The following is a 23,063-nucleotide window of genomic DNA, read 5'->3' on the forward strand; positions in this document are numbered from 1 at the left end:
GTGCTCTGCGAACGGCCACCAGATGCCGTGATGTGCACCGACGCAATGACTTCGACGATAGGAGGTGGCACATATGCCGCTACCCGACAGCACCCAGCTCCGCCCCGCTCTACTCCTGGTCCACGGTGCATGGCATGGCCCGTGGTGCTGGGAAGACCTCCTTCCCATCTTGTCGCGCCGCGGCTGGCGCTCTCACACGGTGGACTTGCCCTCAGGCCTCACTCCAGGCTCGCCGGCGCCGATGGCGGTGCCCGGCCTGTACGACGACGCAGCGGCCATCGCCGGCAAGCTCGCCGAGATCGCGGAGCCTGCCGTCGTCGTCGCACACTCCTACGGCGGCGCCCCGGTCACCGAAGCGTGCGCCCAGGTCGACAACGTCGCCCACCTGATCTACCTGGCTGCGTTCCAACTCGACGTCGGTGAAAGCGTGCGCACATCGATGGGCGGCGACCCCACCCACGCGATCCCCGATGCTGGTTACTCACCACCGATGCACGCGGCGGACCTCTACTCCGACGTCCCGCACGACATCGCTGAACGTGCGACGCGGCGGCTACGCCTGCAATCCGATCCCAGCCGCGCTCAACCGATCAGGACGGCCGGGTGGCGCACCATCGGATCGAGCTACGTCGTCTGCGACGACGACAAGGCAATCCCCCCGTCACGCCAGCTTCGGTTCGCCGCCCGCGCCGACGCGACCCACCATCTGCCCACAGGACACTCTCCGTTCTACTCCGCACCCGTCGAACTAGCCGACCTGCTGGACCTGATCGTCTCCAACGCAACCCGAAGCACTGCGCGATGAGCCGCGAAGCGATGCGCGTCATCGCCATCGAAGAGCACTACGCCGACCCAGAACTCCTCGCCGCCAACGGGTTCGACGTCTCCCGGCTCCCTGCGTCACGCCGCGCCGGGCTGACCGATCACCGGGTCCGCCTGGCCGACATGGACCGCGCAGGCATCGACCTACAGGTGCTCTCAGCGCTGCCGCCCGGAATGCAACACATCCCTGGCACACGCGCGGCGATCGAGGCCCGCGCCGCCAACCGCCGACTCCACGAGCAAGCACTCACTGTCTGGCCCCATCGCTTCGCCGCGTTCGCCACGCTACCGCTGACCGATCCCGACGCCTCGGCAGCCGAACTCAACTATGCAGTACGCGAACTCGGCTTCCTCGGAGCCATGATTCACGGCATGGCCGGAAACCGGTTCCTCGATCACCCCGACTTCGCGCCAATCCTGGATGCCGCCGCCGAACTGGGGGTCCCGCTCTACCTACATCCCGGCTTCCCACCGCTAGCGGTGATCGAGGCCTACTACTCGGGTTTGTCGCCGGTGACCGGGCATGCGTTGGCCACCCACGCCTACGGCTGGCACTACGAGACATCGCTGCACGCGCTTCGGCTGATCGCCGCCGGCGTGTTCGATAGGCTGCCCACGCTGCAAATCATCCTGGGTCACCTCGGGGAGGGATTGCCCTTCCACCTGCCGCGCATCGAACGGATGCTCGCCGAAGCCGCGCCGCATCTGGCCCACCCGGTCAGCAGCTACGTGCGGAACAACTTCTGGATCACCACAAGCGGCTACTTCGACGACGAGCCTCTCCAGCTCGCGCGCCACATCTTCGGCGACGCCAGGATCATGTTCTCCGTCGACTACCCCTTCAGCGACAACACGACCGCTACCGACTGGCTTCATGGGCTCGGGCTCGGGCTCGATACACGGCACGCGTTCGCCCACCGCAACGCCGAACAACTGCTCGGACTCACATCCCCCGTCGATGCGCCCGGAGCAACCCTGTGACCGCGACCCTGCCACTGGCCACTAAGAGCGCACTGGTCACCGGTGCGAGTAGGGGCATCGGCGCGGCGATTGCGCGACGGCTCGCCTCGCAGGGAGCCGCCGTGGCGATCACATACCGGACTGACTGCCAGGCCGCCCACCGTCTCGTTGAGGAACTTAGGCAGGTGGGCTGCCGAACAGCGGCATTTCACGCCGACATCAGTGACCACGCACAGATCCATCACCTCATCGACGAGGTCGCCGCGGAGTTCGGTGCTGTTGACCTGCTGGCCAGCAACGCTGGTGTCGAGCATTTCGGAGCTCTGAATACCCTCACGCCCGAGGAATTCGACCACGTGTTTCACACCAACGTCGCCGGCCAACTCTTCCTCACCCAAGCCGCCATCACTGCGATGCCGCCCAACGGACGCATCGTCCTCACGTCTTCGGTCAGCGCGCGCGTCGCGTCCTACCATCACGCCTTGTATGCCTCCAGCAAGGCTGCCGTTAACGCGCTTGTTCTCAGCTTGGCGCCGGAATTGGCCGAACTCGGAATTGCTATCAACGCGGTCGCACCCGGACCCACCAACACCGACATGGGCAGAGAGCACGCACAGTCCTACATCCACCCAGCGATGCGCGATGTTCCTCCCGCCGTACTGATCGCCTCAATGAACGCCCTAGGCCGATCAGCTCAGCCCCAAGAAATCGCCGCGGCCGTCACGTTCCTGCTATCGCAAGATGCAAGACACATCACCGGAACCACGCTCGATGTATCCGGCGGCTGGATGTGACGCACAAGGCGACCAGCAAGTAACGGGGTCCTCCGCGACGACCTTCGAGCGTGGCGTCAAGTGCGAAGGTGCGAGACAAGATCTGATCACTCTCGTTTCTCTAGACCTCCGATGTTTTTAGTTGTCAACTTTCCCTACATGGTTGGCGGCCCGTGGCCTGTCGATCGTGCCGGTGTCTACTGATTTGGGGGTGCGAACCACAACTGGAGACGGACCGACTTCGAGGCAGTTTGCTGCCGCCCGTTGGTCTTGTCAGACTGCGCGTCCATCCTGTCGGTCGATGGCGGCGGAGAGCCGATCGCCAAGAGCCGCAATGAGGTTCATGTCACCCCGAATCCCTGGCTGCCAGGGCAGCACCAAGTGATCTTTGGTCTTGTCGACGTACCGTGGAATCACGTGCAGGTGGAAGTGGAATACCGTCTGCCAGGCATCGGCACCGCAGCAGTTCAGCAGATTGACCCCATCGGCGTCGAGCTCGGAAACGACGGCTCTGGCGAGGCGTTGCGCTGCGCAGCTGACAGCGGCGAGGTCGTCGGCCGGAATGTCCAGCAGGTCTCGGCTATGCCGTTTGGGAATGACGAGAAGGTGTCCGTATGAGCCGGGATGGATATCCATGAACGCACACGTGGTGTGGTCTTCGGCGACCTTCACGCACGGAACGGCCCCAGCCACGATGCCGCAGAACACATGGCGAGTTCCCGATACTGAGTCCACCCGGTTCTCGAGTCGGGTTGGTTTGATCCGTTCTCAGTTGATGCTGCAGGCCACCGGGGTGTGGGTGCACCTGCACGCCGCAGCGTACTCGGCCGGCGTCAAGTACCCCAGGGCCTAGTGGCGGTGTCGGTGGTTGTGCTCGTGCTTGAAGTCGCCGATGACCACGCGGGCCTCGAACAGGGTGTTCCAGTAGTTGCGGTTGAGGCACTCCTTACGCAGTCGGTTGTTGAACGATTCGATGTAGCCGTTGTCCCACGGGCAGCCCGGCGGGATGTACACCATGCCGGTCTTGTTCTTGCAGAACCGTTGCAGCGCTGCCGAAACCATCTCCGGTCCGTTGTCCATGCGCAGCACCTTCGGTGGGCCACCATGGGCGGCGAACACCTCCGTGAGCTCCTCGACCAGGCGTTCGCCGGTGATCGAGCGCTCCACCAGGTTCAGCAGCGACTCGCGGGTGTGTTCGTCAACCATCGAGGCGATCTTGATGGCCTTCCCGTCGATGGTGGAGTCGAACTGGAAGTCGATCGCCCACACCACCTTCGGCGCATCGGCGAGGACCGGCGGTACCGAGGAGACCCCGGCCCGCTTGCGGGGGCTGTGCACCCGCACCTGCAGACCTTCCTCGCGCCACAGGCGGTGGATCTCCTTCTTGTTGACCTCACGGCGCTCGTTGTAGCGCAGCGCCGCCCAGGCTCGCCGGAACCCGTGGCAGGGGTGTTTGGTGGCATAGGCGCGCAGCCAGGCCCGCATGTCGGCGTCCGGATCATCAGGGGTCTGCCCGAGCGGCAGGCGGCGGTAGGTGGAGCGGGCCAGCCCAACAGCCTTGCACGCCAACCGTTCCGACATGCTCAAGGTGTCCTTGAGCATGTCGACGGCGCGGCGCTTGGCAGCTGGGCTCAGAATTTTCCCTTCGCGACCTCCCGCAACGCGTCCTTCTCAAGCTCGGCCTCGGCCAGCAGCCGCTTGAGCCGGGAGTTCTGCTCGCGCAGCTCCTTGAGCTCCTTGGCGGCGTCGGTGTCCATCCCGCCGTAGGTGCGCCGCCAGTTGTACAGCGTGGCCGGCGAGACCTGCAGCTCGGCCGCGATCTCCTCGCCAGTCTTGCCCTCAGCAGCCAGCTCATCCGCCCGGCGCAACTTGCGCACGATGTCCTCCGCGGAATTCCGCTTCCGACCAGCCATGTGTCCCATCGTCCCTTCTGGCCCGACATCGGGCCACAGGACTCTAAAACTGGTTGGATTCATTCAGCGGGAACACGCCACCCGTTTTGTCCCCGTCCCCACGAGACAGGAAGTGATTAGTCCCGAATCTCTACAAACGAGACAACATGGTTGGCCCTAAACGATGGCCGAGTGGACACGAAAGTGAGAACTCGTGGGGTGGACATCACCTGAGAACGGCGCTATCCGAGTAGCTCAGCGAACGGCAGGTGGACATGAAACTTGAGAAGCCACACGGCGGCGGCGGAGGACGGGTGTGGCTTCTCAAGTTTGATGTCCATTTCTCATCTCGAATGTCCATTAGATGTCACTTTTCGGGAAGAGTTGATCGCGTCGAGATCGTCCCGCTGGCCGGCGGCGCGGGCCAGGACTCCGATGCGAGTGCGACGAAGGCGAGAAGCCGGTTGAGTGCGGATTGAGCCCGACTTCCGTTCAGCGGGCTCGACGGCGACTCCGTGGACTGCCGTCTACGTGCGGAACCGTCGTGGACTGCTGGCCCGGGTGATGGTCGCCAGCGTGGCGTTCACCGCGTCATCCACCGTTTCCTGAGGCGTCTCGGTAAGACCGGTCGCCGCGCGCAGATAAGGTTCCAGTAGGAGCCAGCCGACCTGCAGGGCAACGGCATTGGCGGCGGCGAGGCGCGCTTCGAGCTCGGTGTCGAACGCGTCGGACAGCTCGTCGATGAGGATGTCGACGCCCGGAAAGCGGGTCTGCAACTTGTCGGCGGGAAACCCGTCCAGCAGGGCGCGAGCGACTACCACCGCGTGGGTGTTGACCGCCGTGTCGAAATCCTCGCCGCGCTGGCGATCGTTGATCAGCTCGAGCAGGCGATCGCCGAGGTGGTCGAGGACCGCGGCGATGAGATTCTCCTTGGTGCCGAAGTGCCGAAAGACCAGACCGTAGGTCACGCCCGCCTCGGTGGCGACATCGCGCAGTGAGGTTCTTGCAGGCCCGCGTTCGGCGAAGAGGGTGGCTGCGGCATCGAGTACGGCCGGCACGACGGCATCGCCTGCGGGGCGAACCGCGGGTGACGTAGGCGAAGTTGCACGAGTTGTAGCCATGTGGCTACATTAGCCTGCGGGAACTGTAGCCAAATGGCTACAGACGGCGGTCATGGTGAGAGGCGCTACATGTCACACAACGCTCCTCAATCGGCCAGGCGTGCCGGGGACGTTCGATCGGTCTCCATGGATGGCCCGATCGGTGCTGACGCTGGGCGACTGCACTCGGCATCGATCGTCGATCTCGATACCTACGGCTACACCGAGCATGAATACTTCGTCTCCGGGGACGCCTGCACATTCATTCCGGCGCCAGGGACGACCCTGGGCCCCGACGGACGCTGGGACGTCGTCGCCGGCGACGACACGCCCTTCACCACCAGGATCCTGGTGCGGCGCCCCCCGGCGGCCCGCTTCAACGGGACCGTCGTCGTGGAATTCATGCAGGAATACTTCAACAGCGAACGCGACACTAACTACCGGTGGAACGCCGAAACGTTGTTGCGAGAAGGGTTTGCCTGGGTCGGCGCATCACTGCACCACGAAGGCATCGACACCAACGCCGAGGAAGAGATCACCCTCGGAACCATGACAGTGCCAGTAGGGCCCAGCCTGCTGCAATGGGATGCTGCACGGTACGGCCGACTTTCCTTCCCCCACTCCGATCTGTGCTACGACGTACTGTCCCAGATCGGCGCGGCGGTCGGACCGACCCGCGACCCGTCTGGTGCCGATCCCCTTGCCGGCCTGCCGGTTCAGCGCGTATTGGCCGTCGGAAACACGATTGCCGCGGCGCGTCTTCTGCATTACGTCAATGCCGTGCACCCGCTGCACCGGGTATTCGACGGCTTCTTCCTGCAGGACCTCACGGAGGCCGGCGTCACACTGTCCGAAGGCGTGCACACGCCCACCGAGGCCTGGCTGCGTATCGATGTCGCTTCGCCGACCATCGTGCTCAACACGATGACGGCCGCCGTGCAGGCCGTCGCCCAGCCCGAGGGTGAGCTGCTGCGATTCTGGGAACCGGCCGGCAGTTCTCACACCACGGGACCCTACATGGTCCGCGTGGCCGAAGCGACGAGGCGTGACTTCGGCGTCGAGAGCGACATCTGTCCGCCGGAGTATGCCAACACCTTTCCCGTGCAGTACATCTCGGGGGCTGCACTCGTTGCGTTGGACCGATGGACGGCCGGCGGTCCCGCGGCGCCGAGCTTTCCCCGACTATCGCGAAGCGGTGAGCCGTCCACGGCGCGTGAGGACGTCGATGAGCACGGCAACGCGGCCGGGGGCCTGCGTACGCCGTGGGTCGACGTCCCGATCGCCCGCTACGACTGGCGCGGCGACTGCCTTGGCGGGGCGGGACGCACGTATCCCTTCACCGCTCAACAGCTCACCGATATCTACGGAGCACCATCGAACTATCGGCGAAGCTTCGCCGCGGCGGTGAGCGAAGCGCAATCGCGCGGGGTGCTTCTGGCCGAAGACGGACGAGAGGCGGTTACAGCCGCCGGAAAGATCACCTGGTGACCAACATGAGAATGCAAGGCAAGCGAGTCTTCATCACCGGAGCTGCCTCCGGAATCGGCGCCGCAGCGCTACGACTGTTCACCGACGAGGGGGCCCAGGTGGTCGGTGCAGACATTACAGACGCCGATGGCCTGGTGAAATGCGATGTCACCGAACCGACTTCAGTCCAGGAAGCCATTGCCCGAGCGGTAGATGCGCTCGGCGGCTTGGACACCGTCGTCAACGTTGCCGGCATCGGCGGCATGCAGCCATTGGGCACGATGCCGCTGGAACAGTGGAATCACATCATGGCCGTCAATGCCACAGGTCCAATGCTCGTGACACAAGCCGCACTGCCACACCTCATCGACAGTAGCGGCACCGTCGTCAGCGTCGCCTCCATCTCGGGGCTGCAGGGCCAGCCCTACATGTCAGCGTACTGCGCCTCCAAGGCAGCGCTCTTGCACTTCATGAAGTCGATTGCGGTTGAGCTTGCCCCACAACATGTTCGGATCAATTGCGTATGCCCAGGTGGAATAGGCACGTTGCCCGACGCCGCCCAAGCGCAGAACATGGTGCCGGCTGGCGTTGATCCCATGATGTTCACCCGGCTCAACCCCGTGCTACCTGGCGTCATCGAACCCGGCGACATTGCCGACGCATTGGTCTACCTCGCGTCGGACAGTGCACGCTCGATCACCGGGGCCACCCTGTTGGTGGACCGCGGAACGCTCTGGTAGATGAGTCAATCGTCGGCCGAAGCAGTCGACAGAACCGACGCCCCGCTGAATAGACGACTGATCATTGGGATCGCGGCAGGCCAGTTCGGAACTGCCATCAACACGGTGTCGCTGGTACTGGTTGCCTGGCCGCTCGCCGCGGCGGCGATCAGCCCATCGAGCAAACAGTGGGTATTGGGCCTACTGGCGGGAGTGCATGCCTTCGTATTGATGGTCGTCGCCCCGACATGCGGTGTGTTGAGTGACCGATGTACATCCCCCTTTGGCATGCGCAGACCCTTCATCCTGGCGGGGGCGGCCCTGGGTACCGTGGCGATGTTCGTCATGGGAATGGCCACGGAGCTGCCCGGTCTGATCATCGGTGACGTCATGCACGCCATGGGCACGGGCATCTTCGTGGGCGGCTTTGCGGCCGTGGTACCCGACCACATCCCCGCGTCCTACCGCGGGAGAGTGCTCGGCGTCGTCGCCGCGATGACCATCCTCGCGGGTGTGGTGGCATCGATCGCCCTGCCACGAATGACCGATCAGTGGCTCATGTTCGCCGTACCAGGCGTCATCGGCGGGATATGTTCACTCGGGCTGGCGGCAATACTGCCCGACCGCCGCCTGGGCGCGACGCCCAAGGGCGACGAAGCCCTTGCTCTGCTACCCGGGTTCGTCGATCGATTCCGGGTGAGCCCGCGGCTGGCCCCCGACTTCAGCTGGGCATGGCTCACCAAATTCTTGATGACACTGGCCAGTGCGTTCACCACGACGTATGGCATCTACTTCCTGACCGACCAGATTGCGGTCCCGGCAGCTGATCTCTCCGGCCTCATCACCGCCACCGGCCTGATCGGCCTGCTCACCGCCGTGGTCGGCGCCGGGGTCGGGTCATGGGTCAGTGACCGGTTTCAGATTCGAAAGACCCTCATCCTGTTCAGCTCGCTGGTGATCGCAGCCGGAGCGACGATCATTGCGTTCGCCCCGGGGACGGGCACGTACTTGGTCGGCATGGCCGTGGCCGGTCTGGCCACCGGAATCCTGATGCCAGTCGAGGGCGCGTTGATCATCGACGTCCTGCCAGGCGAAGGACGAGAATCGGGAAAGTACATGGCCGTGGCTGGTCTGGCCGATTCGATTCCCCGCTCGATCGGACCCATGTTGGCACCAGCGGTCATCGCAATCGGAGGGCTGACCGCACTGGGCGGGTACCCCGTGCTCTACCTCGTCGGGGCTGCGCTGGCCGCCATTGCGGCCCTGTTGATTCCGCTGATCAAGGGCAGCTGCTGAGCGCTCCGCGAGCGATGAAGAACTCGCTGACGCTGCCCACGGGCTGAGCGACGAGGAGCTGGACAGTCTGGTCGTTGACGCTCCCCGAGATCAGGGGTTGCCGAAACTGGATGTCTTGTGCGGACGCTTCGCTGGCGGCGGCGTCAACAATTTATGGAGACCGACTTCGAGTCGGCCACTCCGAGACGCCCGGCCGGAGCCAACTCGGGCCGGCACAGCCAGCAAGGTGGAGTGCGTTGCCGGTAGCGTTCTTGCCCATGATCGTCTGGATCAACGGAACTCACGGCGTAGGCAAAACGACGGCCAGCGCGCTGGTCCAGGAACTGCTCCCGGAGTCACGGGTCTTCGATGCCGAGAAGGTCGGGGAAATGCTGATGGACATCACTCCGGGCCTGCCAGAGACCGACAACTTCCAGCACTGGCCGCCGTGGCGGTCGCTGGTGGTCGAGACCGCACGCCAAGTCTTGGACTTCACTGGGGGCACGTTGGTGGTGCCCATGACGGTGCTGGTGCAGCAGTACTGGCAGGAAATCAGCTCTGGACTGCACCACTACGGAATTCCGCTGCGGCACTTCGTCCTTCACGCCGACCAGGCGACGTTGCGCGCCCGGATAGACCACGACACCGTCATGGGGCCGTCCTCATTCCGCCGGGCCTACTTGCAGGACTACGACGATGCAGCACGCAACTGGCTGCACAGCCAGGCGGAAGTCATCGACACTGTCGGTATTGCTCCGCAACGTGTGGCCCGCACGATCGTGGATGCGGTGAGGACCATCTGAGTCAGCCGGGAGTAGGCCAAACGCGTCGGCGCCGTTGCGTCCAGCATTCCGCGGGGGGACTGACGGCGACCGGTCGACCTGCCCGAGTTGCGAAGCAGTGAAGGCGATTCGGTTAACCCATGAGAGTGGACGACGTCGACGCGGCGGTCGTCGCCTTTGGATCGGGCGCTGGCGGCCGGTCGGCACTGTGTCCGAGACTTTCGGCGGTTGAGCGACGGAGAGCCGTTCGACTCTCACCGTGGGTGTGGTCACACTTTCGATGTGTCAGCGGACGCCCACGATGCCCGGACCGGAACAGCTCGCGTGAAGCGCGGGATGGCCGAGATGCTCAAGGACGGCGTCATCATGGATGTCGTCACCCCGAGCAGGCGCGCATCGCCGAGGCTGCCGGCGCCGTGGTCATGTCTGATCGGGAGGGAAGCGCACGAGACTCGGGGAATGCTCGACCTCGTCGATTCCGCGAATATGTTGCGGGGAAACAACTTCCGATCGCAACAGTTTTCGGTCAGGCAAACGGGAGACATCCGCGGGAAGTTCGTCATGCCGATGTGACCGGCAGCTGGCTAGGCGAGGTCGACCACCTCGTCGAAGTGCTGTCGTCGGTTGACCGTGCCGGTGAACCGCGCCGTGGCGACGCGCGGCAGCACGCGACCAAGCCACGTAACAGCACGGTACTGGCGGCCGCCGGGGTAGGACGCCACCCGGCCCTTGGCGAAGTCGTCCAGCGTTCGCGCTGCAATCCGCTGTGGTGCATCGGCATTGGGTTGCATGGTGGCTGTGGTGCCGTCGAAGAAGCCGGTGTCGATCGGGCCGGGGTGGCAGGCCATGACGCGCACGCCGCTGCCTCGCAACTCCTCGGCCAAAGATTCGCTGAAGGACAACACGAACGCCTTGCTCGCCGCGTAGGTCGCCTGAAACGGCATCGGCTGAAACCCCGCGACCGACGAGACGTTGATGATGCCGCCGGAGCCGCGGGCGATCAGCTCGCCACCGATGGCGTGGGTGAGCGAAAGCAGAGCATTGACATTGAGTTCGACACTGCGGAGTTGGCCATCGAGTGGTCGGCGCAGGAATGCGCCCGCCCCACCGGCGCCGGCGTTGTTGACCAAGAGGTCGACGGTCAGGCCGCGGTCGTGCAGTTCGGCGAGGATCCGTTGCGGACCCCCGGGAGCGATCAGGTCACCGACGATCACCTCGGTGTCCTGGTTGCCGTACCGCTGCCGAATCTCGGTCGCAACCTCGCCCAACTGGGCTGCCGATCGGGCCACCAGGATCAGTCGGGCTCCGCGCCGCGCCAGCTCCAGCGCGAGCGCCTTGCCCAGCCCCTTGGATGAGCCCGTCACGAGTGCGGTGACTCCGCGGTAGTCGGATGCCATCCGTTCCTCCATTTGATTCGAGACTTGAAGTATCGACCGTAACAGATTCTTCGATTCTCGAAAGATCGGTAGGCTGGCGGAATGGTCGCATCCGAACTCCCGGCGGTGGTCGCGGCAATCCACCTCATCTGGATGCGCACGAATCACCTGCTCAGCGAGGCGCTGGCCGAATACGGTCTCACAACAGCGACCTTTCAGGCGCTCTGGGCGCTGGACCCCGACGCGCCGCCGCCGTCGATGAAGGTGATGGCCGAACGCATCTACTGCAACGCCCCCAATCTGTCGTTCATCACCGATCAGCTTGCCGCGCGGGGTTTCGTCGAGCGGTCCGTCGATCCCGCCGACCGCCGCTCCCGTGTCCTCGTCTTGACCGAGAAGGGTCGGAAAGCGCGGGAAGACCTCGTACACACGGCGACGGAGAAGACTCCGCTGGGGGTGCTCGGCGACGACGAGTTGCGGCAACTGCTGGCCTTGCTGCACCGCGCTGCGCCGACCCCGCCTGACTGATCCGGCCGCAGCGCGGCCGAGAGCTCAGATCCGGGCGGACGGAATGTGGTGCAACACGCGCAATGCGAGGTGCAAACCCAGCCGCACGTCGGGGTCGGTGAGATCGACGCTCAACACTGACTGGATCCGCTCCACGCGGTTGTAGAGCGACTGGCGCTCCAGGTATAGGGCGTGTGGCGCTCAGTCGTGGCTGATTCTGGTGCAAGTCGAATCGGCCTATCGCCAAGGGGTTTAAGCTTCGCGAGACAGTAGGTCGATATGGCGATCTTGCCATTGATGGGCGTCATCAGGCTGGCACCACTGCATGGCAGCCGTACTCATGGCTGCGTTCGCGAAGCCCGAAGCTCGATACTAGGGCGGATGGCAATTGTTCGGGGCCGAGCATCCTCGAAAGCTCTTGCAGTTGAACAAGTATGCTGACCGGCCGATCCTGCGTTGCGCGTCACGTCACATGACGAAAGCCGGCGTGCGGCATTGATCCGGCAAGAAAAAGATCGCGGCGTCGCGTCAATTCACGTCTCTGGGCGAGTGGACACGAAAGTGAGATTCCGCGGTATGGACATCTCGTGAGAACGCTGTGGTCGCCGCAGCTCAGAGCAACGTGGGTGGACATCAAGCTTCAGAAGTCACACGGACGACCATCGCCGACGCGCTGGGCGTTCCGGAGGTCGGCCCGTCGGCACTCTCGCCGCCCCATCCGTAGAGGACGGTGCGCATGTCGTCACCGGCGGGTACGGTGAACAGAGCCTCGATCCGAAGATATCCGGCGTCCGGACTTCTAAAATCCGGTCCGAGGGAATCTGTTGTGCCATTGGGCGATTCAGCCGACTACGCCTCACCCAAACTCGGCCGGTAATCAGCCGCCTCGGCCTCGGCGGCAAGCAATGCGCCCAGCTCACCCTCCTGCTGGGCAACAAATACGCCGATCACCTGCCGGCATACTTCCGGCACGCTCACCCCACGCATATCCGCAATACGTTTCAGCCCGACCAGCATTGACGTAGACACATGAAACTGCACAGCGAACTGGCCGCACGAACCATCCTCAGGCGGCAACCCCGGACCCACGACCACAGGTTCATCCACCCCGTACTCGCCCACCTCGGCACCCCGAGCTCGCTCAACAACCCCACCACCACCACCAACGCCGTCGGCCGGATCCGGGAACTCTTCATGACTGAACAAACCCATTCCGCCCACGCTAGACCTCGCAGAATTCCCAGGTCGCCAACTAAGCGACGCCGTTCGCAAGAGACCTAGGTGTGCTAACGCCGCTGATGGCGTAGAGAAACCACGGGCAGCACGGCGTGCAGGTGGTGGCGCTGGTGAAAAAGCAATTTAAGGGCGGGTCTAGTGGTGGGCCGTGACAGGATGCTTCAGCGTGACTCGTCCCAACTTCCTGGTCATCGTGGCCGACGACCTCGGGTTCTCCGACATCGGCGCCTTCGGCGGCGAAATCAACACTCCCAACCTGGACCGCCTGGCCCATGCGGGTATCAGGCTGACCGATTTCCATTCCGCTCCGGCCTGCTCGCCGACGCGGGCGATGTTGCTGACCGGAACCGATCACCACGTCGCCGGAATCGGCACCATGCTCGAGATGGCTGCCCCGGATTTCCGCGGCGCCCCCGGCTACGAGGGGTATCTGAACGACCGGGTCGTGGCGCTGCCGGAACTGCTGCGCGACGCCGGTTACCAGACCCTCATGGCGGGCAAGTGGCATCTGGGCAACACCATCGACCGATCTCCGTGGGCACGGGGATTCGACCGCTCCTTCGCCCTGTTGCCGGCCGGAGCCAGCCATTACGGCACCCGCTCGGGCGGTGGGTTCTCTGCCGTCCCAACGATATTCACCGAAGACGATCAGTTCGTCACGGTAGGGGAGGACTTCTACTCGTCGGATACCTATACCGACAAGCTGCTGCAGTACCTGCGCGAACGTCCCCAGGGCCCGGAGGGCCGGCCCTTCTTCGCCTACCTGCCCTTCCAGGCGCCGCACTGGCCGCTGCAGGCTCCGCGGGAAACCATCGCCGCGTACCACGGCCGCTACGACGCCGGACCGGACGCACTGCGCGAGGAGCGGCTGACTGCGCTCACACGAATGGGCCTGTGCCCAACCGACATCGAGCCGCATCCGGTGGTGGCCGACGGCGCCCCCGAATGGGCGGACATGACCGACGAGGAGCGCGCCGTGTCCGCCCGCACCATGGAGGTCTACGCCGCCATGGTGGACAGGATGGACTGGAACATCGGCCGGGTGATCGACTACCTCGACAGCACCGGCGAGCTCGACAACACGGTCGTGATCTTCCTGTCGGACAACGGCGCGGAGGGAACGATCGTCGAGGCGATGCCGCTGCGCGGCGCCGGAATCGCCGCATTCGTCGCGAAACACTGTGACAACAGCCTGGATAACCTCGGCGGTCCCACCTCCTACACCTGGTACGGCCCGCGTTGGGCGCAGGCCGCCACCGCGCCGTCGCGGCTGCACAAAGCCTTCACCAGCGAGGGCGGTATCCGGGTGGTGGGCTTTGTTACCTGGCCGGGCTTTTCCCGGCAGGGGGAGATCGGCACGGCGTTCACCACCGCCATGGACATCGCCCCGACCGTGCTGGAGCTCGCCGGCGCCGAGCATCCCGGTACCGAGTACCGGGGCCGGGAGGTCGAGCCGATGCGCGGCCGATCAATGGTGCCCTACCTGTCCGGACAGACGGACACGGTGCACGATGCCGACACCGGTACCGGGTGGGAGTTGTTCGGCCGCCGCGCTATTCGCCAGGGCGATTGGAAGGCGCTGCATCTGCCCGCGCCCTACGGCACGGGCACCTGGCAGCTCTATGACCTTTCACGCGATCCCGGCGAGGTGGACGACCTGGCCGCCTCCCGGCCCGACAAACTGGCCGACTTGCTCGAGCTGTGGGACCGCTACGTGGAGGAGAACGGCGTGATCATCGGGCCCGTGTCGCTCTTCGAGATCGACGCGGAGGCGCTGTGACCCGCACGTGAGGAACGGTCGTCCATATGACCCACCACGCCCCCACATTGGGGTGATGGGGACGGATCAACGGTGGCGGGCGCGGACAGGTTTGGCACTCATATCCCTGGCGGCCCTGATCGTGGGGTGCGTGAGCACCGGACCCATCGCAGGGGCAGACGAGCCGACAGCCGGGCAAGCAATTCTCGTCGACCTCGGTGATCCCAACGCGGTAGCCACCTGGACAACGGTGAACGACCCCGTCATGGGTGGCCGGTCCTCATCGACGGTGACATTCGGGGACGGTGGCCTGGTGTTCTCGGGCGACATCTCGCTGGACAACAACGGCGGATTCGCCATCAGTGCCATCACCTCACGGTGAGGTGTCCGCCGGCCACCTAAACTCGTTCCATGCCAAGAAAACTCAGTGATGAAGAAGTCGAGGCCTATCTTGATAGCCACCCGGGCTGGGCGGTGCTGAGCACCATCGACAAGGACGGATTTCCGCATTCGGTACCCCTTGGATACTTTCGCCTTGGCCGCGACATCATCATGGGTGTGCGAGATGGGACTCGCAAAGTTGCCAACATCGAAAGCAACCCGCATGCCAGTGTCTTGCTCGAAGACGGCTCTACCATGGCCGATATCCGGGGAGTGCTGCTCCAAGGTCTCGCCCGTATCGTTCGCGAATCAAGCGAAGCACTTGAGCTCGCGCGGGAAGGTGCTCGGGCGCGGGGCGTGCCGGAGGCCGACTGGCCCACCGAGCCCAGACCGGGTGCCACCTACATCCGCATGACGCCCGTCAGAACACTGTCATGGGATTACGGAGCCTCGCCGTCGGACTAGGCCGCCAAGGCGAGACGGCGAAAGCTGTTGATCGACAGCACACTACGGACCGGCCACCTCATTGGTGGGCAGCGGGGGAAGCAGTGCGGGGATCACCAACTGACGACGCAACCGTCCCTTGGACGACCGGAAGAGGCAACCCATCGCGGCCAGGGTGCCGTGGATGTCGTCGCGGGCGGTGAGGTAGGTCCAGCGGTGCGCCTCGGGCAGGGTGAAGAACTGCTCGAAGAACGCGGGCAGATCTGCTGGCGGCATTCGCAGTAACGCCTCCAGGCCGATCCGTCGCACCCGGTGCACAGCCCGCGCCCCGACCGGCCACACCGTCTCCCGGGCTTCGGCCAGGGCCCGCTTCGGCCCGTCGGCCAGATGTGTGGCGACGGCGGTGGCGACTCTCGGGGCCAGGTGGAGCGAGGCGGCGATGCTGAATCCGGTGGCCGGATGGATCAACGGCGCGGCGGCACCGAAGCCGAGCACCCCCGCTCCCCGGTGCCGTGGATGGTCCACGCGAAACGAAACCTTCTCGCTGCGCGCCTCGTCGGGTAGTCGGACACCGTGATGGGCGAGCCGGGCATGCAACCGCCGACGCAGTGTCGACAGGGGCAGCCCGGGCCGGCGTGCCAGCGAGGTCTCCTCGAGCAGCGTCCGGCCTTCACCGAGCGGAACGGCATAGAGAAAGGTCGCCCACCCGTCCTCTCCGTGGTCGCGGCGCCAATCCATGAACAGTGCCTCGCCGGGACCGGTAAACGGTGCGGCAGTCTCCTCGTCGACGACCAACCCGTACGCCGTCTGTTCGGCGGGGGTCCCGTATCGCGCGGCCGGGTCCAACGGCCGGGCGCGACCCCCGGCGTCGACGACGACCGACGCGCGCAACCAGGAGCCGTCGGCTAGGGCAACGACCCCGGCCTCCGGGGATCCGACCGCCCGTCCGGAGTGGATGCGCACCCCGGCCAGTTGACCGGCGAGGTGGGTCTGCAGTGCGGGGACGTCGAGTACGGCGTACTCCCATCCCAGCCGGTGCTCCGTAACCGCGATCGCCCGTCCAGCGGCTCGGGCGGCAACCACAGATTCCGGCAGGTCGTCGGGCAGCTCCCGGCTCCACATGCCATAGGTCGCCGTCCACGGCTGTGCCGGCGATGGGTCGAGCAGACCGGTGACCAGCCCCCGCCGAGCGCAGGCGCCGGCGAGCGCCGACCCGGCCGGTCCGCCGCCGACTACCAAGACATCCATCGGCATCATCGTGCACGACGGTCGTGACGACGTCACCGGTTGAGGTGCCAGACCGCCAGCGCGCCGCGGTCATCGGCGATCGGTCCGCTGCGCCACACCAGCCAGGCCGCCACTGCCATCTGGCTACCGCCCCACCCCGCACCAACTGACAACGGGCGTTGCCAGATGGTCCCGCCCGCGATAACGTCGCTTCATGACGGTGACCGGCCAGCGTCCGCAGTTACTTCTTGAGGATGTTGACTTCAATCGGCGTGACCACCCCGACCGGCCGTTGCGGCCCATCCCGCCGGGTCGTGACCACTTCGCCGACCAGTGGCGTCACATGCGCGAGTTCATCTTCGGCGAGTGGATCGACATCGACAAGGAGCTCGAACCCAGCGACCTCACCCGCATTCGTGACGACTATTTCTGGCAACGCGACGAACTCATGATCGGCGCGGTCGAGGCATTCGAGCGCCTTGGTTATGAGCAGGGCCGCGCACTGTTCGAGCAGGCGTTGACCCAGGGCATCGAGACGCTCGAGGATCCGCCACGCGAATTCGTCGAGCTCTTCGATCATGTGGATCAGCTGCCCGCCCAGTTCGATCTTGTCGCCGCCGAGCGAGGCCGGATGCTGGCGATGTCGAGCACGTGGGCCGCCACAACGATCATCCGCGGATGGGCGTTCTACGAGACCGCGATGACCGGGGATATTTCCGCGGCCACCGGCGCGACAGGCCGCTTCGCCGACGACGGCCCGCGACGCTTCATCGAAACAGCCCGGGTATTCGCCGAATTCACTCTGCCCGACATCTTCGACCGCCAATCGGATGCGTTCCAAGATGTGGTGCGGGTGCGGTTGATGCACGCACTGGCCAGCCGCGGACTGCGGCGGAAGTGGGGTGACGACGTCTATCTCAAGTTCGGCGAACCGATTCCCACGACGTCGCTGCTGGGATTCGGCAGTGGCATGTTGCTCGGACGTCTCGTCGACCATGCCTTCGGGCGCAAGCTGACCCCGCAACAGCTCGAGGATCTCGCCGAATATTCGTCCTTCTCCGGGCGGTTGTGGGGAGCCCCCGAACCGCTCCACTCGCCCACCGGCATCGAGCTGATCAAATCGCTGAATTATGTTCTCGCCAGGGGCGGCAACCCGTCCCCGTGGCGTGCCGAACTCGTCGATGCCATTGCCGGTCCCGCGCACGTGACGACCTTGACCGAGGCGCTTCCCGGCTTGGCCAAGAAGGTGGCCGCCCGCTACGCCAACCAGATCACCGCGAGCATCGCCCTGACGCCGGCAGGCGTCGTGTTCGGGTACAAGCAGATCGAGGCCATGGTGGCGGACACCCTGTTCGAGTCGTTGGGCTACAACTTCGAACGCCGCGTTCGCATCTTTACCAACCTCACGAAGCTCAACGTCGGTATCGCGATGGTGACCGACAGGCTGCCGTGGTCTAACCCCATCCGTGAGCGCAGGAAGAAGAGCGGTGCCGCCGCGCGCGAGCGGATCGCCATGCTGAGCAAGATCGCCCGCGGCAAGCACATCCCGCTGACCTTCAGCCACCACGATCGGTCGACCGCGGGTGAGGGTTTCACCGGATAGTCCGCCGACGTGACGCCCGCCATTCCTCGGCATGGTGTTCGCCCAGCTAGCGTTCGTCGCCGCGTTGGGTCTCTCCGTGTCCCTCAGGACCGACGCCTCCGGGTGCTCGACCAGCTCGCGCCTTGGTTGGGATCGCGGTGAGCGGTCGAGCTATGTTGCACCCCAACGGTTCTCGAAGTCGAGTCTGCGCATGCCACCGGGTGTGTCGTCAGGCAGGCCGGTAGAAGCGTATTGGGATGGGCATCGGGTCGCTGGTGAGGAATGGGGACGCTGGGCATCGGAGTGTTGCGTTCGACCTGCCCAGCCATAACGAATCCGATTCATGTGCGCTCGCCCCGGGGCGCACCACAGCGACCGGGTGTGCCGACGTGATTGCGGCCATGATCGAGACTCATGGGCCCGCCGATGCGGTGGTCGCCCACTCACTCGGCGCGAACGCGACTGCGTTGGCGGCGGGGCAGGGCGCACCGGTTGGGCGCTTGGTCTTCTTCGCGTCCATGGCCGATTTTCCGCTCTATCTAGACCTGTTCGCCGCACGCCATGGCTTCGGCCGGCTGGCCCATTATCGAGTCCTGCGCCACCGCCCTGCTCTCAGCGCCGGGGTGGAGTTCATCGGGGACCGAGCTGATTGCCGACGGGCCGGCTGCGGGCCAACTAGACATCGAAGGGCCCCGTTCGTAGCCTGTCGAAGGCCGGTACGGCCGTAGCAGACCCCTACAGCGAAGGATCGCGGTGCGCCACACACTTCGGCGAACAGCGGTCAGTGTGGCGACCGGGGCCGCCGTGCTAGCTGCGTCGATAGTGCAGAACGTCTGGGCGGACCCAGCGTCTGACGCGCTGGCCGAGCTCAACAAGCTGTCCCGTGAGGCGGTGCAGACGCGCGAGGCCGTCAGCGCTGCTCAGCGCGATGTCGACGGTAGGCTGGCCGACCAGACGGCGGCCGAGGAGCGCCATCTGGCGGACCTGGCCGCCGTCGGTGCTGCGAACGCTGAGCTTGAGCCGTATCAAGCCGCGGTCGATCGGCTCGCGGCGATCACGTACATGAGTGGAGGCACTGGCCAGTTCGTGGCGGTGCTGACCGCAACCTCTCCGCAAGATCTGATCGACCGGCTGTCATTACACAATGCGATCGCCGGTATGACGGCCGATCAGATGAGGGCCCTGCGCGCAGCCAGGGATCGTGCCGCTGCCGCTGCTAACGCGTCAGAGGTATCGGCCGCCGAGGCGCGTGCCGCAGCCGAGCGGGCCGCATCGGTGCGCGCAGATCTACAGGCGAAATGGAGTGACCTGCAGCGTCAGATCCTGGCCGCCGAGGCACAATATGCGGCGCTGACACCACGGCAGCAGGCGATGGTCGATATCGCGGCGGCAGCTCTACCGGCGGCACAATCGCCCGGCGACGTAGCCGGTCCTCCTCTCGCGGCGATGCCCGTCGACGTCCCGGAGGCGTTGCCGATCGGAGTCGCGAATGAGGCGGGGCTACAGGCCAACACCGTCATCGCGGCTCGTGCCATCAGTGCGCAGTTCCCCCAGATCGCCGAGATCGACGGCGTCCGCCCCGATCCGAAGCCGTGGCATCCAAGGGGCCTGGCGATCGATGTGATGATCCCCAATGCCGGGACCCCAGAAGGCATCGCGCTCGGGGATGCGATTCTCGCGTTCGTCATGAGCAACGCGGGCAGATTCGGCTTGCAGGATGCGATCTGGCGCGGCACGTACTACACGCCGGGCGGACCCGCGGGATCGGGCTATGGACACTTCGACCACGTACACGTCACCACGACGCCACGGGGCTGACCGGCCGACCGGCAGCAGACCCAAATTCACAAATCGCGAAGCCGCCGGTACAGCGGCGCGATAATCGAATGCCGCAGCGGCCACAGCGCCACCGACTCGAGGAGCGTGAAGGCGCTCTGCGCGATGGACGGCGGCACATGGTCGGGATCCATCAGGTCATTTTCCGCAAACGGGCTCGCGTCCTTGGCCACCATCGTCTCGGTCAGCGTCCGCAGTGAACGGCCGGTGCCTCGCAACGCTTCGACAGCGTGCAGGAAGGTCCCACTAGGACCCATCTGATCGCGGAATTCCTCGACGGACACCCCTAGGTGCTCGGAGACGAGCCTGTCTCGCGTCCAAAGGATTTCGCGGTGGACCGCAGCAGAACCCGTCTGCGCGGGCCCAGCTTCGATCGCCACATCGCATTCACTGTCGAAGCCCAGCGACCTGTTGTTGAAGTTGGACGAGCCGATGCGAAGCAGCCGGTCATCGATCACCATGACCTTCGAGTGCACGTAGACCGACACCCCGCCACCCGCGACAGGCCAGTAGACGCCCAGCCGCCCATGCGCGTCTGCTTCCTTGAGTATTCGGAAGAGCCGCTCTCGGGCGCTGTCCATCGATTCCTGCTCCAGCCGGCTCTCGGAGCTCCGTGGCAGAATGATCACGACTTCAGGACCGTCCGGCTCGCGCAGCCGCTCGGCAAGAGCCTCGGCGATTCCGCGGGCCGCGAAGTATTGGTTCTCTAGGTAGATGACATCGCGCGCGGCGGCAATTCCTGCGAGATCGAGTGACTCGACCTCGCGTACTTCGCTGCGCTCGGGCAGCGCGGGAAGGGTACGTGCGACCCCCACCTCGACGTTGCGCAGGCCAGGCGAAAGCCCGTCGGGCCAAGCCGGCGGTGGATCACCGAGTGGCGGCAGTGCTCGCCCAGTTGCCGCCTCCCACCGGTCGCACGCTTGCATGGCAAGCACTTTCGCGGCCGCACCGTCTACCGCAGCAGCGACCTCGTGCCGAGGTCCATATGCGTCCCCTGGCCCGTTCCTGCAAGGGTCGGTTGGCAGATGCTCAGAGCTATCCCAACGCCCGAGCGTCAAGTCCAGGCCACCGCAGAACGCCATGGTGTCGTCGATGACCACGATCTTCTGGTGGTGCACCGCACCGGTCGGGTGCGCGCCGTCGACGGCGAAATGCAAGCGAGCCGAAGTGAATTGGTTGAGCAGACGCACCGGCGCAACACCGAACCAGAAACCGTCGAAAGCAGGCAGGAGGCGAAGATTGGACTTCAAGAGGTACACCTCCAACCCGCCGCGCTTCCACAACAGCCAATGCAGCAACAGGCCGAGTTGATTAGGGCCGTCCAGCGTCTGCTCGCCACGTTCGAAGGCGGTGCGGTAATCCAGGTCCCAGCCGATGATGATGATCCGCTGGTGAGCCCCCAGCATCGCGGCCTTCACATGCCGCAGGTAGTCGGCACCGTCGATGATGGCCGCGAATCGGTCTGCTTCCGCCGAACGCCAGCAGGTGTCTCCTGGCACCAGCAGCGGCGTCTCGGCCGCTGACTCGTCGGTACCCACGGACCCGATCTTTCCCCATGGTGGGGCAATCGGGGCTGTCGTTGAACGTCATCCCAGACGGCTGATATGCGGCAACGCAGTAACGCGTGCCCAACGGCCTGCGACAATGCGGGTATGACTAAAAGATCTGCAGCGATCCTGTTGAGCGTGGCTGCCCTGTCGGCAATCCCCGCGGCGATCGCCCCGATGGCGCACGCCGACGTCTGTGGCGACGTCGGGGGTCGGCACGTGACCGTCGGTGGTTGCACCCCGGGCATCGCCGGCGACGCTGCGGACGCTGCGGTGGCCGGTGCTGCGGTGGCGGGGGCATCCGACTGGGCTCGCTACGGCTTCCCGGAGAGCTACGCGTATTCGCTGGTCCCCGCATTTCCCGGAGAGGCGCCCTGTATCTCCCCGACCGGCCTGCCCTACTACACCCCCGCCGATGCCCCTTGCTTCGTCGGGTAGCTCCTGGCAGTGGACTCCCGTGTGCGTCGTCCCGGCCGAGCCCCAATAGTCTCGAGGCATGACTACCGCAGCCCATGAGCAGCCCGTCGTCGTCGGTATTGACGGATCGGATACCGCCCTCGGCGCTGCCCGGTGGGCCGCAGAGTTCGCGACCAAACATGCTCTTCCGCTGACATTGCTGCACGCGATCCCGCGGTTGGACTGGCATTTCGCCAGCGCTGCTGACGCAGCCGCCGGCCTTGAGGGAAACGGCGACGCGGCACTTGCCGCGGCCGAGGCAGTCGTGCGGTCGGCGTATCCCGGTCTTGCGATCCGCACGGCGACGGTCAAGGGCGCGGTCGCGACGACGCTCGCTGATGCCTCACAATCTGCCCGCCTGTTGGCGGTGGGCACCGGTGCGTCGGACCATCGCGCGTTGGGCGGACACGTCGTGCGAACTGTCCATCGGTCCCACTGCCCCGTCGTGGTCTGGCGAGCCCCCGTCGCCAGGCGGACCGGCAAGCCGTTGCCCGTCGTTGTCGGTGTCGATGAGTCCGAGGCGTCTGGCCGCGCGCTCGCGGAGGCATTCGAGATCGCCCGGGCGTTGCACGCGCAGCTGACGGTGGTGCACATGTGGGAGATCGACGCGGCGGTTGGCATGGGCGATCTCGGCGGCCTGGGCAACATGGACTGGCCGTTACTCGACATGTTGCAGACCCAGCAACGCCAGCGGATCGACGAGCTGGTTGAACCGCTGGCCGCGAAGTACCCAAACGCCCACGTGATCAAGGTCTTTCAGGACATCAGCCCGGCGAAAGGGCTCACCGATCTGTCGCGGGAGGCTCAGCTGGTGGTGGTGGGCAGCCACGGCCGCGGAAGACTCGCCGACTCGTTCCTCGGCTCAGTCGGCCAGAACCTGATTCATCACGCCGAGTGCCCGGTGCTCGTGGTCCGGTAGTTC

General features: G+C 65.3%; 23 protein-coding genes and 2 pseudogenes. 17 read left to right on the plus strand and 8 right to left on the minus strand.

Translation table 11 applies throughout. The features are described from left to right. Positions 1-73: 73 nt before the first annotated feature. From G6N38_RS11260 to G6N38_RS11270, 3 genes are read left to right on the plus strand one after another with little or no spacing between them, the layout of a single operon-like run. Positions 74-805 carry an alpha/beta fold hydrolase gene (locus G6N38_RS11260; RefSeq protein ID WP_163747601.1) on the plus strand — a complete coding sequence of 244 codons (732 nt, stop codon included), beginning with the start codon at positions 74-76 and terminating at the stop codon, positions 803-805. Then, the gene (locus tag G6N38_RS11265; protein ID WP_163747602.1) at positions 802-1,803 is read left to right on the plus strand and encodes an amidohydrolase family protein; all 1,002 of its coding nucleotides are present in this window, start codon (positions 802-804) and stop codon (positions 1,801-1,803) included. Before G6N38_RS11260 ends, G6N38_RS11265 begins: the two co-directional genes overlap by 4 nt. Then, complete coding sequence (locus tag G6N38_RS11270) at positions 1,800-2,576, plus strand: SDR family NAD(P)-dependent oxidoreductase (protein ID WP_246227868.1); 777 nt, start codon at positions 1,800-1,802, stop codon at positions 2,574-2,576. The genes G6N38_RS11265 and G6N38_RS11270 overlap by 4 nt, the downstream gene beginning before the upstream one ends. A 252-nt stretch (positions 2,577-2,828) precedes the next feature. On the opposite strand, the gene G6N38_RS11275 is transcribed toward G6N38_RS11270, so the two are convergent. The 3 genes from G6N38_RS11275 to G6N38_RS11285 form a co-directional block, all read right to left on the minus strand. Next, a complete protein-coding gene (locus G6N38_RS11275) occupies positions 2,829-3,263 on the minus strand; it encodes an HIT domain-containing protein (RefSeq protein WP_163751939.1) in 435 nt (144 codons plus the stop codon). Positions 3,264-3,404: 141 nt separating this feature from the next. Continuing rightward, positions 3,405-4,468, minus strand: a protein-coding gene (locus tag G6N38_RS11280) for an IS3 family transposase (RefSeq protein WP_163747603.1) whose coding sequence is annotated in 2 segments (ribosomal slippage) — positions 3,405-4,201 and positions 4,201-4,468 — 1,065 coding nt in all. Because the reading frame shifts where the segments join, the coding sequence is not laid out codon by codon here. A gap of 506 nt (positions 4,469-4,974) precedes the next feature. Beyond that, positions 4,975-5,568, minus strand: a complete 594-nt coding sequence (locus G6N38_RS11285) for a TetR/AcrR family transcriptional regulator (RefSeq protein WP_163747604.1) — start codon at positions 5,566-5,568, stop codon at positions 4,975-4,977. 126 nt (positions 5,569-5,694) lie between these two features. Here G6N38_RS11285 and G6N38_RS11290 point away from each other — a divergent pair, with 126 nt between their 5' ends. The 5 genes and pseudogenes from G6N38_RS11290 to G6N38_RS11310 form a co-directional block, all read left to right on the plus strand. Next, complete coding sequence (locus G6N38_RS11290; RefSeq protein WP_163747605.1) at positions 5,695-7,035, plus strand: alpha/beta hydrolase domain-containing protein; 1,341 nt, start codon at positions 5,695-5,697, stop codon at positions 7,033-7,035. A 5-nt stretch (positions 7,036-7,040) separates the two neighbouring features. After that, on the plus strand, positions 7,041-7,754 hold the full coding sequence (locus G6N38_RS11295; protein ID WP_246227994.1) for an SDR family NAD(P)-dependent oxidoreductase: 714 nt from the start codon (positions 7,041-7,043) through the stop codon (positions 7,752-7,754). Next, a complete protein-coding gene (locus G6N38_RS11300) occupies positions 7,755-9,029 on the plus strand; it encodes an MFS transporter (RefSeq protein ID WP_163747607.1) in 1,275 nt (424 codons plus the stop codon). Between the two features lie 257 nt (positions 9,030-9,286). Further along, the gene (locus G6N38_RS11305; RefSeq protein WP_163747608.1) at positions 9,287-9,811 is read left to right on the plus strand and encodes an AAA family ATPase; all 525 of its coding nucleotides are present in this window, start codon (positions 9,287-9,289) and stop codon (positions 9,809-9,811) included. 261 nt (positions 9,812-10,072) lie between these two features. Then, a pseudogene (locus G6N38_RS11310) lies at positions 10,073-10,213 on the plus strand (pyridoxal 5'-phosphate synthase lyase subunit PdxS); the annotation flags it as partial. 161 nt (positions 10,214-10,374) lie between these two features. On the opposite strand, the gene G6N38_RS11315 reads toward G6N38_RS11310, so the two are convergent. Further along, positions 10,375-11,187: an SDR family NAD(P)-dependent oxidoreductase gene (locus tag G6N38_RS11315; RefSeq protein ID WP_163747609.1), complete on the minus strand. Its 813-nt coding sequence runs from the start codon at positions 11,185-11,187 to the stop codon at positions 10,375-10,377. A gap of 81 nt (positions 11,188-11,268) precedes the next feature. On the opposite strand from G6N38_RS11315, the gene G6N38_RS11320 reads away from it, so the two are divergent. After that, positions 11,269-11,694 carry a MarR family winged helix-turn-helix transcriptional regulator gene (locus G6N38_RS11320; RefSeq protein ID WP_163747610.1) on the plus strand — a complete coding sequence of 142 codons (426 nt, stop codon included), beginning with the start codon at positions 11,269-11,271 and terminating at the stop codon, positions 11,692-11,694. Positions 11,695-11,718: 24 nt separating this feature from the next. Here the strand turns inward: G6N38_RS11320 and G6N38_RS31175 are convergent, their stop codons facing one another. After that, positions 11,719-11,811 (minus strand): hypothetical protein, encoded by a 93-nt coding sequence (locus tag G6N38_RS31175; protein ID WP_407662966.1) that lies wholly within the window; start codon positions 11,809-11,811, stop codon positions 11,719-11,721. Between the two features lie 711 nt (positions 11,812-12,522). Then, positions 12,523-12,885 carry a hypothetical protein gene (locus tag G6N38_RS11330; protein WP_246227869.1) on the minus strand — a complete coding sequence of 121 codons (363 nt, stop codon included), beginning with the start codon at positions 12,883-12,885 and terminating at the stop codon, positions 12,523-12,525. Positions 12,886-13,075: 190 nt separating this feature from the next. Between G6N38_RS11330 and G6N38_RS11335 the strand changes: the two genes are divergently transcribed. The 3 genes from G6N38_RS11335 (at position 13,076) to G6N38_RS11345 (ending at position 15,514) form a co-directional block, all read left to right on the plus strand. Continuing rightward, on the plus strand, positions 13,076-14,689 hold the full coding sequence (locus G6N38_RS11335; protein ID WP_163747612.1) for an arylsulfatase: 1,614 nt from the start codon (positions 13,076-13,078) through the stop codon (positions 14,687-14,689). Between the two features lie 130 nt (positions 14,690-14,819). Continuing rightward, the gene (locus tag G6N38_RS11340) at positions 14,820-15,050 is read left to right on the plus strand and encodes a CIA30 family protein (RefSeq protein ID WP_246227871.1); all 231 of its coding nucleotides are present in this window, start codon (positions 14,820-14,822) and stop codon (positions 15,048-15,050) included. Positions 15,051-15,079: 29 nt separating this feature from the next. Continuing rightward, entirely contained in the window at positions 15,080-15,514 is a 435-nt protein-coding gene (locus G6N38_RS11345; protein WP_163747613.1) for a pyridoxamine 5'-phosphate oxidase family protein, read from the plus strand. 42 nt (positions 15,515-15,556) lie between these two features. On the opposite strand, the gene G6N38_RS11350 is transcribed toward G6N38_RS11345, so the two are convergent. Next, positions 15,557-16,741, minus strand: coding sequence for a lycopene cyclase family protein (locus G6N38_RS11350; RefSeq protein WP_246227873.1), 1,185 nt, complete (start codon positions 16,739-16,741; stop codon positions 15,557-15,559). A 193-nt stretch (positions 16,742-16,934) separates the two neighbouring features. Here G6N38_RS11350 and G6N38_RS11355 point away from each other — a divergent pair, with 193 nt between their 5' ends. The 3 genes and pseudogenes from G6N38_RS11355 (at position 16,935) to G6N38_RS11360 (ending at position 20,120) form a co-directional block, all read left to right on the plus strand. Next, the gene (locus tag G6N38_RS11355) at positions 16,935-18,323 is read left to right on the plus strand and encodes an oxygenase MpaB family protein (RefSeq protein ID WP_163747614.1); all 1,389 of its coding nucleotides are present in this window, start codon (positions 16,935-16,937) and stop codon (positions 18,321-18,323) included. Positions 18,324-18,344: 21 nt separating this feature from the next. Continuing rightward, positions 18,345-19,030: pseudogene (locus G6N38_RS30230) on the plus strand (hypothetical protein). Positions 19,031-19,055: 25 nt separating this feature from the next. Beyond that, positions 19,056-20,120 (plus strand): coiled-coil domain-containing protein, encoded by a 1,065-nt coding sequence (locus tag G6N38_RS11360; protein ID WP_163747615.1) that lies wholly within the window; start codon positions 19,056-19,058, stop codon positions 20,118-20,120. Between the two features lie 26 nt (positions 20,121-20,146). Here G6N38_RS11360 and G6N38_RS11365 read toward each other — a convergent pair whose 3' ends face one another. Further along, a complete protein-coding gene (locus G6N38_RS11365; RefSeq protein ID WP_163747616.1) occupies positions 20,147-21,676 on the minus strand; it encodes a phospholipase D-like domain-containing protein in 1,530 nt (509 codons plus the stop codon). Between the two features lie 114 nt (positions 21,677-21,790). Here G6N38_RS11365 and G6N38_RS11370 point away from each other — a divergent pair, with 114 nt between their 5' ends. Both G6N38_RS11370 and G6N38_RS11375 read left to right on the plus strand, forming a co-directional pair. After that, complete coding sequence (locus G6N38_RS11370; protein ID WP_163747617.1) at positions 21,791-22,123, plus strand: hypothetical protein; 333 nt, start codon at positions 21,791-21,793, stop codon at positions 22,121-22,123. 58 nt (positions 22,124-22,181) lie between these two features. Further along, positions 22,182-23,060: a universal stress protein gene (locus G6N38_RS11375; RefSeq protein ID WP_163747618.1), complete on the plus strand. Its 879-nt coding sequence runs from the start codon at positions 22,182-22,184 to the stop codon at positions 23,058-23,060. Positions 23,061-23,063: the final 3 nt, after the last annotated feature.

This window comes from Mycolicibacterium helvum, from assembly GCF_010731895.1.
Lineage (GTDB): Bacteria > Actinomycetota > Actinomycetes > Mycobacteriales > Mycobacteriaceae > Mycobacterium > Mycobacterium helvum.

What these genes read in the sequence shown, in the direction of transcription:
- G6N38_RS11260 (WP_163747601.1), top strand. Translation starts at nt 74, where the DNA reads ATGCCGCTACCCGACAGCACCCAGCTCCGCCCCGCTCTACTCCTGGTC.
- G6N38_RS11265 (WP_163747602.1), top strand. Translation starts at nt 802, where the DNA reads ATGAGCCGCGAAGCGATGCGCGTCATCGCCATCGAAGAGCACTACGCC.
- G6N38_RS11285 (WP_163747604.1), bottom strand. Translation starts at nt 5,568, where the DNA reads ATGGCTACAACTCGTGCAACTTCGCCTACGTCACCCGCGGTTCGCCCC.
- G6N38_RS11290 (WP_163747605.1), top strand. Translation starts at nt 5,695, where the DNA reads ATGGATGGCCCGATCGGTGCTGACGCTGGGCGACTGCACTCGGCATCG.
- G6N38_RS11295 (WP_246227994.1), top strand. Translation starts at nt 7,041, where the DNA reads ATGAGAATGCAAGGCAAGCGAGTCTTCATCACCGGAGCTGCCTCCGGA.
- G6N38_RS11300 (WP_163747607.1), top strand. Translation starts at nt 7,755, where the DNA reads ATGAGTCAATCGTCGGCCGAAGCAGTCGACAGAACCGACGCCCCGCTG.
- G6N38_RS11305 (WP_163747608.1), top strand. Translation starts at nt 9,287, where the DNA reads ATGATCGTCTGGATCAACGGAACTCACGGCGTAGGCAAAACGACGGCC.
- G6N38_RS11315 (WP_163747609.1), bottom strand. Translation starts at nt 11,187, where the DNA reads ATGGCATCCGACTACCGCGGAGTCACCGCACTCGTGACGGGCTCATCC.
- G6N38_RS11320 (WP_163747610.1), top strand. Translation starts at nt 11,269, where the DNA reads ATGGTCGCATCCGAACTCCCGGCGGTGGTCGCGGCAATCCACCTCATC.
- G6N38_RS11330 (WP_246227869.1), bottom strand. Translation starts at nt 12,885, where the DNA reads ATGGGTTTGTTCAGTCATGAAGAGTTCCCGGATCCGGCCGACGGCGTT.
- G6N38_RS11345 (WP_163747613.1), top strand. Translation starts at nt 15,080, where the DNA reads ATGCCAAGAAAACTCAGTGATGAAGAAGTCGAGGCCTATCTTGATAGC.
- G6N38_RS11350 (WP_246227873.1), bottom strand. Translation starts at nt 16,741, where the DNA reads ATGGATGTCTTGGTAGTCGGCGGCGGACCGGCCGGGTCGGCGCTCGCC.
- G6N38_RS11355 (WP_163747614.1), top strand. Translation starts at nt 16,935, where the DNA reads ATGACGGTGACCGGCCAGCGTCCGCAGTTACTTCTTGAGGATGTTGAC.
- G6N38_RS11370 (WP_163747617.1), top strand. Translation starts at nt 21,791, where the DNA reads ATGACTAAAAGATCTGCAGCGATCCTGTTGAGCGTGGCTGCCCTGTCG.
- G6N38_RS11375 (WP_163747618.1), top strand. Translation starts at nt 22,182, where the DNA reads ATGACTACCGCAGCCCATGAGCAGCCCGTCGTCGTCGGTATTGACGGA.